General features: G+C 44.8%; 14 protein-coding genes and 1 riboswitch. All 14 genes read left to right on the forward strand.

What is annotated here, in order from left to right; all coding sequences use genetic code 11:
* The first annotated feature begins 31 nt into the window (after positions 1 to 31).
* Complete coding sequence (gene cobD, locus QZ169_RS00570) at positions 32 to 1,126, forward strand: threonine-phosphate decarboxylase CobD (protein ID WP_295504121.1); 1,095 nt, start codon at positions 32 to 34, stop codon at positions 1,124 to 1,126.
* The gene (locus tag QZ169_RS00575; RefSeq protein WP_295504123.1) at positions 1,119 to 1,985 is read left to right on the forward strand and encodes a kinase; all 867 of its coding nucleotides are present in this window, start codon (positions 1,119 to 1,121) and stop codon (positions 1,983 to 1,985) included. The genes cobD and QZ169_RS00575 overlap by 8 nt, the downstream gene beginning before the upstream one ends.
* A 1-nt stretch (position 1,986) precedes the next feature.
* Complete coding sequence (gene cobT / locus QZ169_RS00580) at positions 1,987 to 3,054, forward strand: nicotinate-nucleotide--dimethylbenzimidazole phosphoribosyltransferase (RefSeq protein ID WP_295504125.1); 1,068 nt, start codon at positions 1,987 to 1,989, stop codon at positions 3,052 to 3,054.
* 12 nt (positions 3,055 to 3,066) lie between these two features.
* Positions 3,067 to 3,666 (forward strand): cob(I)yrinic acid a,c-diamide adenosyltransferase, encoded by a 600-nt coding sequence (locus QZ169_RS00585; protein WP_002898218.1) that lies wholly within the window; start codon positions 3,067 to 3,069, stop codon positions 3,664 to 3,666.
* Positions 3,667 to 3,928: 262 nt separating this feature from the next.
* Positions 3,929 to 4,077: riboswitch (adenosylcobalamin (AdoCbl) riboswitch) on the reverse strand.
* A gap of 310 nt (positions 4,078 to 4,387) precedes the next feature.
* Positions 4,388 to 5,530 (forward strand): 1-propanol dehydrogenase PduQ, encoded by a 1,143-nt coding sequence (locus QZ169_RS00590; protein WP_002896393.1) that lies wholly within the window; start codon positions 4,388 to 4,390, stop codon positions 5,528 to 5,530.
* 96 nt (positions 5,531 to 5,626) lie between these two features.
* Positions 5,627 to 5,971, forward strand: coding sequence for a BMC domain-containing protein (locus tag QZ169_RS00595; RefSeq protein WP_002898216.1), 345 nt, complete (start codon positions 5,627 to 5,629; stop codon positions 5,969 to 5,971).
* Between the two features lie 24 nt (positions 5,972 to 5,995).
* Entirely contained in the window at positions 5,996 to 6,571 is a 576-nt protein-coding gene (locus QZ169_RS00600; protein WP_295504127.1) for an ANTAR domain-containing response regulator, read from the forward strand.
* A complete protein-coding gene (locus tag QZ169_RS00605; RefSeq protein WP_295504129.1) occupies positions 6,571 to 8,007 on the forward strand; it encodes a sensor histidine kinase in 1,437 nt (478 codons plus the stop codon). The genes QZ169_RS00600 and QZ169_RS00605 overlap by 1 nt, the downstream gene beginning before the upstream one ends.
* A 112-nt stretch (positions 8,008 to 8,119) precedes the next feature.
* Positions 8,120 to 9,553: an ethanolamine ammonia-lyase reactivating factor EutA gene (eutA, locus tag QZ169_RS00610; protein WP_002915830.1), complete on the forward strand. Its 1,434-nt coding sequence runs from the start codon at positions 8,120 to 8,122 to the stop codon at positions 9,551 to 9,553.
* A gap of 31 nt (positions 9,554 to 9,584) precedes the next feature.
* The gene (locus QZ169_RS00615; protein ID WP_295504131.1) at positions 9,585 to 10,955 is read left to right on the forward strand and encodes an ethanolamine ammonia-lyase subunit EutB; all 1,371 of its coding nucleotides are present in this window, start codon (positions 9,585 to 9,587) and stop codon (positions 10,953 to 10,955) included.
* Positions 10,956 to 10,971: 16 nt separating this feature from the next.
* Positions 10,972 to 11,892: an ethanolamine ammonia-lyase subunit EutC gene (gene eutC, locus QZ169_RS00620; RefSeq protein ID WP_295504133.1), complete on the forward strand. Its 921-nt coding sequence runs from the start codon at positions 10,972 to 10,974 to the stop codon at positions 11,890 to 11,892.
* Between the two features lie 15 nt (positions 11,893 to 11,907).
* Positions 11,908 to 12,561: an ethanolamine utilization microcompartment protein EutL gene (gene eutL, locus QZ169_RS00625; protein WP_032913438.1), complete on the forward strand. Its 654-nt coding sequence runs from the start codon at positions 11,908 to 11,910 to the stop codon at positions 12,559 to 12,561.
* Positions 12,562 to 12,576: 15 nt separating this feature from the next.
* Positions 12,577 to 13,140 (forward strand): BMC domain-containing protein, encoded by a 564-nt coding sequence (locus QZ169_RS00630; protein ID WP_072073503.1) that lies wholly within the window; start codon positions 12,577 to 12,579, stop codon positions 13,138 to 13,140.
* A 6-nt stretch (positions 13,141 to 13,146) separates the two neighbouring features.
* Positions 13,147 to 14,625 carry an acetaldehyde dehydrogenase (acetylating) gene (locus QZ169_RS00635; protein WP_295504136.1) on the forward strand — a complete coding sequence of 493 codons (1,479 nt, stop codon included), beginning with the start codon at positions 13,147 to 13,149 and terminating at the stop codon, positions 14,623 to 14,625.
* The last annotated feature ends 21 nt before the right edge of the window (positions 14,626 to 14,646 follow it).

Raw genomic sequence — 14,646 nt, forward strand, 5'->3', positions numbered from 1 at the left:
TAACAAGGAAACGAGGAAGGAATGTCTATTTATGAAAGTAGAGCACGGGGGAAATGCGGCAGCTTTGGCTGAGGAATTGGGTTTTTCTCTAGAAGACTGTCTGGATTTCAGTGCCAATATCAATCCTCTGGGGATTTCTCAAAAGCTGAGGGCTTGTCTGACCGAGTCCATTGATTGGCTGGTTCATTATCCAGACATCAGCTACAGCCACTCCAGAGAGCTTTTGGCACATCATCATGGACTAGAAAAGGACAATGTCCTGCTGGCAAATGGTGCGGTAGAAGTCTTTTATGAGCTGGCCCGCTTCCTGCGTCCAAAGACAGTCCTGACTCTGAGCCCTACTTTCATGGAATATGAGAAAGCTTTCTCGCAAGTGCAGGCCAAGGTGGAGCGCTTTAGCCTCCCTTCCCCATCCTATGAGTGGAATCTAGATGACATGTTGCCAGCCTTGGATTCACTAACTGCAGGAGACGCTGTACTCATCTGCAATCCCAATAATCCGACGGGTACCTTGATTCGGCGTACTGAGTTAGAAAAGCTGGCTGAGGACCTGCAGGAACGGCAAATCTTTTTGATACTAGATGAGGCTTTTATAGACTTTCTGAACGATGAGGAGGACTATAGCTTCGTCTCCTGTCTGGCCACCTATCCAAATACAGTAGTGGTGCGGTCTCTGACCAAGTTTTATGCTATTCCTGGTCTGAGATTGGGCTATGCTCTCAGCTGTCATCCAACTTGCTTTGATGAGATAGAGGGGAACCGCGCTCCTTGGTCGGTCAATGCTATGGCGGATCACGCCCTGCCTGTCCTTTTGGAGGATCAGGCCTATCAGGAAGCTACCAAGGAGTGGCTTCGAGTAGAAAGAGATTTCCTTTTTCAAGGAATGACTGCATTTTCACAGATTCGGCCGGTCAAGCCTAGTGTCAACTATATCTTCTTTGAATATTTAGGTCGGCAGGATCTGCGTCAGGAGCTTCGGCAGAGAAAGATTTTTATCCGTTCCTGTCAAAATTATCATGATCTGACAGACTGGCATTACCGCATAGCCATCCGCAACCATCAGGAAAATGAACAGCTTCTGGCTTGTCTGACAGAGGTCTTGGCGAAAGAGGCTCCTTATGACTAAGGGAATTGTTTCCTGTCCAGGTTCCTGCGGTGAATTATTTCAAGGTTTAGTAGGAGAGCAGGAGATCTTGCTCTCCTATGGGATTGAGAAGCGAAGTCGAGTGAGATTGGACGGAGCTTCGTCTCTCGCTGGGAGACCCCAAGGTGAAAAGGTAAGGCGAGCTTTGGAGCTCCTGCCTGTGGCCAATGCTTTCTCTTTTGTTCAGGAGTCAGACCTGCCTATCAGCAAGGGCTATTCTAGCAGCACTGCTGATATGATTAGCTGCCTGCAGGCAGCTGCTCTGGGACAAAAGCAGCTTCTAAAGGCATCAGATTTGACTCGTTTCTGTGCCAAGATTGAGCCTACTGACTCGGTGGCTTTTGCGGACTGGACGGTCATTAATCCCCTGACTGGTCAAGTGGTCTGGCAGACAGACTGGCGACCGGAGCTCTATGTTTATATCTTGGAGCCTGTGGAGATGGTGACAACTCTTGACTTGGTTCGGATGAAGGACAGTCCTAGCTATCCGGCTGAGGAGTCTAAGCGTTTGCTTCCTCTCTTTCAGGAGGCTTGTCAGGAGAAGAGTTTGGAAAAGATTGGCCATTTAGCGAGCTATAGTGCTTTGTTGAACAACCAACGGCTGCCCAAACCCTATCTGAAAGAATTACTGAATTTGGTAAAAGAACACCAGTGTTTAGGCCTCAATGTTGCCCATAGTGGTACATTGGTTGGTCTGTTGCTGAACAGGGAACAGCTAGAAATCTTGCCCAAGCTAGAGGCTGAACTAGCTCGCTCAGCCAGTGGCGCTTATTATCAGACTCGGACCTTGAGTAGGATTATTTTTGAAGGGGTGCAGCCGGTCAGGGAGGAGACAGACTAGTTTGAAAGACTTAGAAAAAATTATTGAGCAGATTCTTCCGATAGATAAAGACAAGCTTCAAGAAGGCCAGCGCTACTGTGATCAGCTAGGAAAGCCGCCGGGCTCCTTGGGAAAGCTTGAGACCATCTATGCTCGCTTGTATGCTATATTTTCTGGTCCCATTGATTTGGAGAAGAAGATTGTTCTCGTCTACGTGGCAGATAATGGCATTGTGGCTGAAGGCGTTTCTGCCAATCCTCAGGAAACGACCTATACTGTTGCTCGCAATATTCTAGCAGGGAAGTCAGGCTTGTGTGCTATTTCCAAACATGCAGGTTCTGACATCTGTCTGGTAGACATTGGCTGCAAGAAGGATATCTTTGAGGAGAATGAGGATAAGGTCTGTCATGGGACGCGTAATATGCTCGAGGAGCAGGCCATGACTCGCGAGCAGGCTATAGCGGCAATTCTAGTCGGCTACAAGAAGACAGTGGCCTTGATCAAAGACGGCTATCGTCTCTTTGGAACAGGAGAAATGGGGATTGGCAACACCACCACCTCAGCTGCTGTCATTGCAGCGGTTCTCGGCCTTAAAGCAGAAGACGTCACAGGCTATGGAGCTGGTCTGACTCAGGATATGAAGGCTCATAAAACAGCCATTATTCAGCAGTGTCTGGATCGTCACGCTCCTTATGGAGATATTCTGGATCTGACCGCTAAGCTTGGTGGGCTAGATATGCTGGCTATGGCAGGCACTCATCTTGCCTGTGCCCACTATCAGTTGCCTTGTGTAGTGGATGGTCTTATCTCTCTGACGGGGCTTTTGATTGCCCATCAGCTGACTCCTCATGTCTTGGACTATAGTTTTGCTTCTCATGCATCGACGGAGCCTGCTTACAGACTGGTCAGTGACTTTCTAGGACTGGAGCCCATGCTTTTGCTGGACATGCGACTGGGTGAAGGCTCGGGTTGTCCTTTGGCTTTCTTTCTGCTGGAAAATGCTGTTTATACCATGGAGCACATGCCAACGTTTGCAGAAGGCAGCTTGAAAGAAGAAGATTATGTTGATATTCGCAAAAATGTGACTTAAAGGAGGAAAAATATGCAACTCTATACAAAAACAGGTGATAAGGGCTTGACCAAGCTAGTTGGTGGCCAAAGTGTCGCCAAGGATGCGGAACGAGTTAATGCTTACGGAACCATTGATGAGCTGAACTCTTGGATTGGTTATACTATTACCAAGCTGGACAAGGATGATAAGCTGAGAGATGAGCTGCTCCAGCTGCAGCATTATCTCTTTGACTGTGGTTCAGACCTCTCTACTCCTCAAGGAGTTTACCCTTACAAAGTCGATCAGCAGCTGATTGACTGGATTGAGGAGAGGATTGATACCTACGCAGAAATTCCACCGGCTCTGGAAAGGTTTATCCTGCCAGGCGGTGACGAGATTGCTTCCATGATTCATGTGGCTCGGACCATTGCAAGACGGGCAGAGCGTCATATCGTAGGGGCTATGTGGACTACAGAAATTAACAATAATGTCCTGATTTTTGTCAACCGTCTATCAGATTACTTCTTTGCCTTGGCTCGAGTAATCAACTTTACTAAAAACCAGGAAGACATCGCCTATGAAAGAGGTGCCAAGGTCTTCCACAATATCACCAAGGCGGATGTTGAGCGTTGGGCAAGCAAGCGCCAGTGATAAAAAGAAACAGAAAAAGTTCTGTCTTTCCAAATTGACTCCTACTGAGTCTTGGAAGGACAGAACTTATTTTGATTTTCTAAAAAAAAGAAAGCTGCCTATACATCATTGTATCTTCATGCTAAGCTTCGTTGATTAGCACTAGCTTTCCAATTATTGACTCTGCTCCTTTGCAGAAAGACAAGTGAAACCTCATCTTTAGAAAATTAACGTACTTAAACGTAGAGTCAATAATGGAAACTAAGCTAAAATGTTTGTTCCAAACTGACATCACTACCTTACATCGAGGCATGAAATCTACTAAAATTTAAGAATAAAGACCTGACTTAAAGCTGAAAAGCTTATCACAGTGGCGGGACCGCGCTGGATTTGCACCAGACTTCCATATCCTTAAAAGTACTAAAATCAATTTCCTAGTAACTAAATTATAACACCTTTCACAGGGAATTACAAGGAAAATGAACTAAATTTTAATAAAAATTTAATTCTTCAAATAAGCTTGGCTTTGTAAGGAGATGCGGCACTAAAAACTTCTTATATTAATGACTTTTTCATTGCCTTGAAAGCGCTTTTGTGTTATAATTCAATATAGTACAAAGGGGTACTGAAGATAAATAAGCAATGAAGCTATATGAAAATGCTGTGACGTGTGTAGGGGAGCAGTCTTATTTTCATATAGTTTCTTTTTGTTTAAAAATAGATACAACAGAAAGGAGAAAAGATGTATAAGATTTCCTATAAGACTGAATTGCATGTGGGCAAGGGCGCTCTGCAGCAATTAAGTCATTATAAAAACGAGCATATTTTAGTCGTTGCCGATCCTTTTTTGAAGACATCTGGCACGCTGGATGCTATCTTAGCCAACTTTGATGACAGCAATGATATTGTTGTTTTCACAGATATTGTGCCTGATCCGCCAATCGAAACGGTTGTGGCTGGTATCAAGAGTGCAGGAGACAAGCCAATCAGCATTGTGCTTTCTATTGGCGGAGGCTCTGCCATTGATGCCTCCAAGGCTATGTATTATTTTGCCAAGAAGCAGGGTGCTTTCTCAGAGGCCATTCTCATCGCCATTCCGACGACAAGCGGAACTGGATCTGAAGTAACGTCCTTTTCTGTCATCACGGATGCAGAGAGAGGTACCAAATATCCTTTAGTGACCAAAGAAATCCTTCCGGATGTTGCGATCTTAGATGCGGATTTGGTTCTGTCACTTCCTGGTAACATCACGGCTGACACTGGAATGGATGTACTGACCCATGCCATTGAAGCTTATGTCTCGACCAAGGCTACGGACTTCTCTGATGCCTTGGCTGAAAAGGCAATCAAGCTGGTCTTTGAATACCTGCCTAAAGCCTACAAAAATGGTCAGGATGTAGAAGCGCGTGAAAAGATGCATGCAGCATCCACTCTGGCTGGTATGGCCTTTAACACAGCTTCCTTGGGTATCAATCACAGTCTGGCACATGCGGCAGGTGCTAAGTTCCATGTACCTCATGGTCGTTTAAACAGTATTTTAATGCCCCATGTCATTCAATATAATGCTGGTATCGAATTCAACAATCGGAACCGGCAGGCGACAGACAAGACTGTAGCAAGCCGCTATCAGGATATTGCCAAACTACTGGGATGCAGTGCTTCAAGCCCTGTGTCAGGAGTAAGACAGCTGGTTGAAGCCATCAAGAAACTGCAAAGAAAGCTGGAGATGCCAACTTCTCTCAGAGAATATGGTGTGAAAGCAGATGCTTTTGCTCAGTACAAGGTAGAAATTTCAGAAGCTGCTCTGCATGATGGCTGTACTCCGACTAACCCTCGTGTCCCTACGGCAGAAGAGCTGCTTAAAGTATTAGAGAAAGCGTTTTAATCCTCTGAATTGCTGTTATGCCAAAATTATTGTATAATGATTAAGAGCATGCAGTACACTTCTGAAGGTTTAAAATCATGAAGAAGGTTTACTAAATTGGAAGAAAAACAAAGAATGATACAGGAATACGTTCCTGGGAAACAAGTGACCTTGGCGCACCTTATCGCAAATCCTGATGAAGTCATTTTTGAAAAATTGGGATTGCAGGCAGAAATCAAGGATGCGATTGGAATCTTGACGATCACTCCGAGTGAAGCGGCTATCATTGCGGTTGATATTGCGACCAAGGCTGCGGATGTTCAAGTTGGTTTTGTGGATCGTTTCAGCGGCTCTGTCGTGATGACAGGTGACGTTTCTTCTGTTGAGGCAGCTCTCATTGCCGTTTTACAAGGTCTGGAAGAGATTTTGGGCTTCTCCAGCACTGTCGTAACGCGGACATAAAAAATCAAACTGTCGAGGGGAAGTATGAAAGGCAGAATACTAATTGTTGATGATGATCCAATTGTAAGATTAGATATCCGAAATATATTAGAGGCAGCTGATTATGAAGTGGTGGCTGAGGCATCCGATGGCTTTGAGGCTATTGATTTGTGTCAGAAATATCGTTGTGACTTGGTCATGATGGACATCAAGCTTCCGCTTCTGGATGGCCTGACAGCGGGTAAGAAAATACTCGAAGACGCTTTAGCCTACAGTGTGATTCTACTGTCAGCCTACAGCGATGAACACTATGTTCAAAAAGCTAAAACCAATGGGATTAGTGCTTACTTGGTTAAACCTTTGGATGCCAAGTCCTTGATTCCAATGGTAGGGGTCTGCATTGAGAAGGGGCGCCAGCTTCAGCAGATGTCCAATGAAATGGTCAAGCTGTCGAAAAAGATAGACGATCGGATTGTGATTGAAAAGGCCAAAGGCTTGCTAATGGCTCGTGATCATTTATCAGAGCCAGAAGCTTTCAAGCGCATTCGGACAATTAGTATGCAAAAGAGAGTGCCAATGATTGAGATTGCTAAATTGCTGGTGCTCCAAGATGATGTGTAATGATGTATAAAGATAAGATAAAGCAGCTTTGTCAGGAACAGACAAATTTGGATGAGGCTGATATCGAGCATCTTGTCCAAGAGGCTGACGAATTATTGAAAAACTCAGCTTATGCTAATGAAGATGTCTTCATTGACGTAAAGAATATCTTTTCGGAACATGCCATTGTCATCTTTCACAAAAAACCGGAAAGCAAGCTCAGCTTGTACGAAAACTCGGTCGTAGGTGCTATGGCCTATCTGGAAAATGAGCCAGGTGTTATCCGGACCTTGGAGACGGGCGCTCCTTCGATAGGGCTTTCGGCCAGATCGCAGGAGGGCTTAGCCATCCACCAGACGGTCTTTCCAATAGTGAGAGAAGAGCGCGTCATCGGAACGCTGATTATCGAAAGAAATGCTCCTCAGACTTTACCGGACCACTTTTCTTTAGATAAAGAGAACGACAGTTTTGAGTTACGGAGCACTCCTGAGATTTCAGCTCAAGAGCAGTTTGTTTTATTTGATCATATTGACGAAGCTTGTCTGGTCTTTGACCAGCAGGGTTATCTCAAGTATTTCAATCAAGCAGCTGCCGACTCTTATCGTCATAAGCTGGGCTATATGGACTCGATTGAGGGAATGCACTACAGCAATTTAGTCTTAGACAGTCTGACTTTTGAAGAAATCCAGCAACTGGGACCGCAAGCCCCTCAAGAAAAACCTCACCAAGTTGAGGTACATTATGGCACTTATTGCTTTTTGGTCAAGCGCTACCTGCTGGCTGAGAGTGAAAATGTGGTCATGATCTGTAAGGATATTACAGACATCAAGGAAAAGGAAGCGCAGCTCTTAACCCATACAACTACCATTCGTGAAATGAACCATCGGGTAAAGAATAACTTGCAAACCGTTGTTTCCTTGCTGCGACTGCAGGCTCAGCAAAGTCCAGGAACAGACACCAAAAAAGCTCTTAATGACAGTATGAATCGTGTGCTCTCCATAGCGGCGACTCACGAGCTCCTGTCTTCTCAGCAGGATGACAGCATTCAGATTGAGCATCTGCTGAAGAAAGTTATCGAAAATGTTCAGCGCTGTTTTTCTGGGCATAGGGAAATAACCCTGACCTACAGTCTGGAACCGGAACTCTGTCTCGACAGCAGCCGGGCCACTTCACTGGCGCTAATCGTCAATGAATTACTGCAGAACAGCTATGAACATGCTTTTAAGGACAAAAAAAATCCAGAAAAACCGCAAATCCGTTTGCAGGTTGGACTTAAAAATGATATAATAACTTTAAAAGTACTGGATAATGGTAGCGGTTACAATCAAGAGCATTCCTTTGAGAATCATCTGGGTCTACTCTTGGTGGAGCGCTTTGTCCAAGGAAAATTGTTTGGAACCTTGTCTATCCACTCAGACCATGAGGGGACGACAACGACCATTCGTTTTAAAAAATAAATACTACCAGACTAACAATGATGTCAGTCGAAAAAGCAATGACGCTTGAAGAATGTAAATGAACTCTGTTTGTTTGCATTGCTTTGAGCGTCTTTTTTTGGAGGTTTTTAGTATGTCAGATAAAATTTTGAGTGTGGGGCTCGATATCGGGACAGCCACTACACAGCTGATCTTATCAGAGCTTACCATCGAGAATATTGCTTCTGTGTTTACTATTCCTCGTGTCTATATTACAGATAAAAAAGTTCTTTATAAAAGTGAAATTATCTTCACGCCAATTTCGGATCAACTTTTGATCGAGGTGGATAAGATCAAAAACTTTGTCCTGAATGAGTATGCGAAGGCAGGCATTCAGAAAAAAGATATTCAGATGGGGGCAGTCATCATTACTGGTGAGACAGCTCGAAAGGAAAATGCCAGTCAGGTGCTGCAAGCCCTGAGTGGCTATGCTGGTGACTTTGTCGTTGCGACGGCCGGCCCAGACCTTGAGAGTATCATCGCTGGTAAAGGGGCCTGCAGTCATCAGTATTCCCAAGAGCATCATACATCAGTCGTCAATATTGATATTGGTGGGGGGACTTCCAATCTGGCAGTTTTCCGAGAAGGAGATGTGATTGATACAGGGTGTTTTGATATCGGAGGTCGGCTAATAAAGATGGATCCGCAGACCCAGCGGATTAGCTATATTGCTCCAAAACTGCAGACTATCATTGCAGAGCAGGGGCTTCAGCTGGCAGTTGGTGAAACAGTCCATCGGGCTGATTTGGATCGGCTGATTCAAGAAATGGTCTCCGTATTAGAACAGTCTGTAGGAATTGACAATCACAGTCCTTACTATGAGCTCCTACAGACCAACCACGGTCTCAAGTTGAACTATGATCTCCACTGCGTATCTTTCTCTGGTGGTGTAGCTGATGGAATATACTTGGAAACGACCTCGGCGGATGATTTCCGCTATGGGGATATCGGTATCCTGCTAGGCAGGGCACTGAGCAAATCCAAGATTTTTGATCAAAAGAAAGTCATCCAGTCAGCTGAGACCATCCGGGCAACCGTTGTTGGAGCGGGCAGCCATACGACCGATGTCAGCGGCAGTACCATTACCTACATCTCCGATATCCTTCCTATTAAGAACATTCCAGTTCTCAAACTGGCTGCTTCTGATGAGCATGAGGACAAGGAGGGACTGCAGCAGATTATCAGGGACAAGGTAGCCTGGTTCACACTGGAAAATGAAGTCCAGCAGGTGGCTTTGGCAATCAATGGAGAAAAAAGCCCAAGCTTCGCCCGAGTTTTGGAATACGCAGAGGCTATTGTCAGTGGAATGAGCGAAAGCATTGAAAAGAAAATTCCGTTGCTAGTGGTGGTCAGAGAAGATATGGCTAAGGTTTTAGGTCAATGTCTCTTTGCTCAGTTGCCTAAGGATTATCCATTTGTCTGCATTGACTCAGTGGATGTCCAGAATGGTGACTATATCGATATTGGTAATCCAGTCATTGAAGGCTCGGTCTTACCGATTGTCGTGAAAACATTGGTGTTTAATTAAACTTTTATTTACACAAAGGAGGAAGTAATCCATGATTTTGAAAACAAAATTGTTTGGTCGGCTTTACGAATTTAAATCCGTAAAAGAAGTGCTGGCCAAATCCAATGAGTACAAATCCGGGGATCAGCTAGCCGGAGTAGCAGCAGAATCTGCCGAAGAGCGTGTCGCTGCTAAGGTTGTACTAGCTCAGCTGAAACTGTCTGATTTGTTCAATAATCCAGTAGTGCCTTATGAAGAAGATGAAGTAACACGGATTATCATTGACGACGTCAATCTTCGTACTTACGAAAAGATTAAGAACTGGACAGTAGAAGAGCTGCGTGAATGGATCTTGGATAACAAGACTAAGAACGTGGACATTCAGTGGCTGTCTCGTGGGTTGACTTCTGAAATGGTAGCAGCGGTTGCTAAGTTGATGACCAACTTGGACTTGATTGTAGCTGCCAATAAGATTGTCATTACCAAACATGCCAATACAACGATTGGTATGCCGGGAACATTCTCTTCTCGTCTTCAACCAAACCATACCACAGACGATCCAGACGGGATTATGGCTTCTACTATGGAAGGTTTTGCCTATGGATGTGGGGATGCTCTCTTAGGATTGAACCCAGTAGACGACTCAGTAGAAAGCGTCAAGCGGGTCTTACATAAGTTTAACGACTTTATCGAAGAGTACAAGATTCCAACTCAGCACTGTGTGCTAGCTCACGTTACTACTCAGATTGAAGCCATGAATCAAGGTGCTCCGACAGGATTGGTCTTCCAGTCTATCGCTGGATCTGAAAAAGGAAATGAAGCTTTTGGTTTTGATGCTAAAATCATTCAAGAAGCTTGGGATACAGCTCTGAAAGTGGGAACAGCTGCTGGACCGAATGTCATGTACTTTGAAACAGGTCAAGGTTCTGAACTTTCATCTGACGCTCACCATGGAGCAGACCAAGTGACTATGGAAGCTCGTTGTTATGGTTTCGCTAAACGCTTCGATCCATTCTTGGTAAATACCGTTGTTGGATTTATCGGACCTGAATATCTCTATGATTCTAAGCAAGTTATCCGTGCTGGTTTGGAAGACCATTTCATGGGCAAACTGACTGGTATCTCAATGGGTTGTGATATCTGTTACACTAACCACATGAAGGCTGACCAAAACGACGCTGAAAATCTCTTGGTTCTTCTCGGAGCAGCTAATGTTAACTACATCATGGCGATTCCTCATGGTGACGATATCATGCTTAACTATCAAACAACTGGTTACCATGAAACAGCAACCATGCGTTCACTTCTCAATAAACGTCCAATCAAGGAATTTGAAGAGTGGATGGAAAAGATGGGCTTGATGGAAGATGGCCACCTGACAGAAATCGGCGGAGACGGCTCCATCTTTATGAGACAAAATTAGCAAGGAGGAAATCATTGTGGATGAATTGCAATTAAAAGAAATGATTCGCTCATTGTTAAATGAGATGGGCGGCGACTCAGCTGCTAAAGAAACAGCAGCGACTGACCAGAATAAAGTTGAAAAATCTGCAGTTTCTCTGCAGGAAGAAGTCAAACAAGACACTTCAGTGATAGAAGATGGCGTCATTCCAGATATAACAGAAGTAGATATCCAGGAACAGTTCTTGATTCCGAATGCCATCAATGAAGAAGCCTACCGGAAGATTAAGAAATTTACTCCGGCACGTCTGGGCTTATGGCGGGCAGGTGATCGCTACAAGACACAAAGTGTTTTGCGTTTCCGTGCAGACCATGCGGCAGCTCAGGATGCGGTCTTCTCCTATGTATCAGATGACTTTGTCAAGGAAATGGGCTTCATTCCTGTACAGACCAAGGCAGCAACTAAGGATGAGTACTTGACACGTCCAGATTTTGGCCGCATCTTCCCTGAAGATCAGCAGGCGATTATCAAGGAAAAATGCAAACCTAATGCCAAGGTTCAGATTATCGTTGGTGATGGTCTTAGCTCATCAGCTATCGAGGCTAATGTCAAAGACTTCCTGCCAGCTCTGAAGCAAGGTCTGAAAATGTTCGGACTGGACTTTGGTGAAGTGCTCTTTATCAAGCATGCTCGGGTTGCGGCTATGGACCAAATCGCAGAGCTGACTGGTGCAGAAGTTATCTGTATGCTGGTTGGTGAGCGTCCAGGTCTGGTAACAGCTGAGTCCATGAGTGCTTACTTGGCTTACAAGCCAACAGTTGGCATGCCGGAAGCGAAACGGACCGTTGTTTCCAATATTCATAAAGGCGGAACACCAGCCGTTGAAGCTGGAGCCTATGTAGCAGAAATCATTAAGAAGATTCTTGATAATAAGAAATCAGGAATTGATTTGAAATAATAGGAGGTAGTGGCTTTGAAAAATGATCGATTAGGTGCAAGTGTATTAAGTGCCCTTCTGATTTCGAACGTGGATGCAGGTTTGGCAGCTTCTTTGGAGCTTAAACCACATCACAGAAGCCTGGGAATTATCACTTCTGACTGTGATGATGTCACTTATGTAGCCTTGGATGAAGCAACCAAGGCAGCAGATGTCGAAGTAGTCTATGCTCGCAGTATGTACGCTGGTGCAGGCAACGCTTCAACTAAGCTGGCTGGTGAAGTCATCGGTATCTTGGCTGGTCCAAACCCAGAAGAAGTTCGCAGCGGTCTGGATGTAGCAGTCTATGAAATCGAAAATGGGGCTAGCTTCTACAGTGCCAATGATGATGACAGCATTCCTTATTTTGCTCATTGTATCTCTCGTGCGGGCTCTTACCTGTCAGAGGGAGCTAATGCAGAAGAAGGAACAGCAATTGCTTATTTGATTGCTCCACCGGGTGAAGCTATGGTGGCACTGGATGCAGCTTTGAAAGCGGCAGATGTGCAGGTTGGCGCCTTCTATGGACCACCGAGCGAAACCAACTTTGCCGGCGGCCTTCTGGTCGGATCACAGTCAGCATGCCGAGCTGCCTGCGACGCATTTGCGAATGCAGTTATCGCAGTAGCAAATGATCCTAAAAGTTATTGATTAGGGGTTGATTAAATGGCAGATAGAGCACTAGGTTTAATTGAAGTAAAAGGTTATCTAGGTGCTGTAGTTGCGGCAGATGCGGCTTTGAAGGCTGCCAATGTATCATTGCTTAATATTGAAACGGTCAAAGCTGGTTTGAATACAGTTCAATTAATAGGCGATGTTAGTGCAGTCCGCTCAGCGGTTGATGCGGCAGTTGAGTTGGTACAGGATAAACCTTACTATCTGGCCAGCCATGTAATTTCTAGGTTGGATAACCAGACAGACATTCTCTTTGCACCAAAGAGAAATAGTAAAACAGCTAAAAAAGAGATTGCTTCTACGGCGGAAACAATCCCTTCAGAAAAAATCGAAGAAAAGCCTCAGCCTGTAAAGGAAACTAAGGCTAAACCAGCAGAGAAGCTTGAAGGAGAGACAAGGACCTACACCAGAGAAAAACTGGAAAAACTAAAAGTCGTCGAACTACGCAGCCTTGCCTATCATCAAGAAGGTATCCGTCTCAGCAAGAAAGAAATAAAATTTGCCAACAAGAAACTTCTCGTTGAGACTTTGATGGAAACAATAGGAGAGGAGTAATTGCGGATGTTTTTAGAAGATAAAGATTTGGTATCGATTCAGGAAGTAAGGAATTTGATTCGGGATGCAAAGAAAGCCCAACAAGAACTTGCTAAAATGAGCCAAGAGCAAATTGATACCATTGTAAAAGTAGTAGCGAAAGCTTGTTATGATGAGCGTGAACGCCTAGCAAAAATGGCGGCTCAGGAAACTGGCTTTGGCCGCTGGGAAGACAAGGTATTGAAAAATGCTCTTGCTTCCAAAGGTATTCTTGAAGAAATCAAGGATATGAAAACGGTTGGGGTTCTCAGCGAAGACAAGGAAAAGAAAGTCTTGGAAGTTGGGGTTCCAGTCGGTGTCATTGCTGGCTTGATTCCATCAACCAACCCGACATCAACGGTTATGTATAAGGCTTTGATCGCCTTGAAGGCAGGAAACAGTATCGTCTTCTCTCCTCACCCAAATGCTCTTAAGTGTATTGAGGAAACAGTGGAAATCATCAAGAAAGCTGCTAAATCGGCTGGATGTCCGGATGGAGCTATCAGTGCGATTCATCGGGTATCCATCGCAGCTACAAATGAGTTGATGCGACACAAGGATACAAATCTGATTTTGGCGACTGGCGGAAATGCCATGGTCAAAGCAGCTTACTCATCTGGTACACCAGCAATCGGTGTAGGTCCTGGTAATGGTCCAGCCTTCATCGAAAGAACAGCAGATGTGCCAAAAGCTGTTCGTCAGATTTTGGATTCTAAAACCTTTGACAATGGTGTGATTTGTGCATCTGAGCAGTCCATCATCGTCGAAGAAGATATGAAAGAAAAGGTTGTAGCAGAATTCAAGAAACAAGGTGCTTACTTTGTTCCAGCTGAAGATGCTAAGAAACTAGGCTCCTTCATTATCCAGCCGAGTGGTGCGATGAATCCGAAGATGGTTGGTAAAACACCGCAAGTGATTGCTGAGTTAGCTGGTATTTCAGTTCCAGCAGATGCTCGGGTCTTGATTGCAGAAGAAACTGGCGTCGGTAAGCAGTATCCATATTCTATGGAAAAACTGGCCCCGGTCTTGGGCTTCTACACTGTCAAGGACTGGTTGGAAGCTTGTGAGCTGAGTATTAAGATCTTGCATCATGAAGGTGCAGGCCACACTCTTGCTATCCACAGTCAAAATGAAGAAATTATTCGTGAATTTGCACTGAAAAAACCAGTATCTCGTCTGCTGATTAATACGCCAGCAGCTCTAGGTGGTGTCGGTGCAACGACTGGTCTCTTCCCAGCCTTTACTTTGGGTTGTGGAGCTGTGGGTGGCAGCGCGACATCTGATAATGTCAGCCCGCTCAATCTCTTCAATATCCGTCGTGTAGCTTACGGAACAGCTGAACTGTCAGACCTGCGACAAGCAGAAAATATGGCAGTGGAAGAACCAAAAGCAGTAGCAGTTGACGGATCAAACGAAGAAGAACTGGTAACCTTGTTGGTTCAACGCGTATTGGAAAAACTAAAATAGTCAATATTAAACATTAAAATT

The organism is uncultured Streptococcus sp., from assembly GCF_905372115.1.
In the GTDB taxonomy this organism is placed as follows: Bacteria; Bacillota; Bacilli; order Lactobacillales; family Streptococcaceae; genus Streptococcus.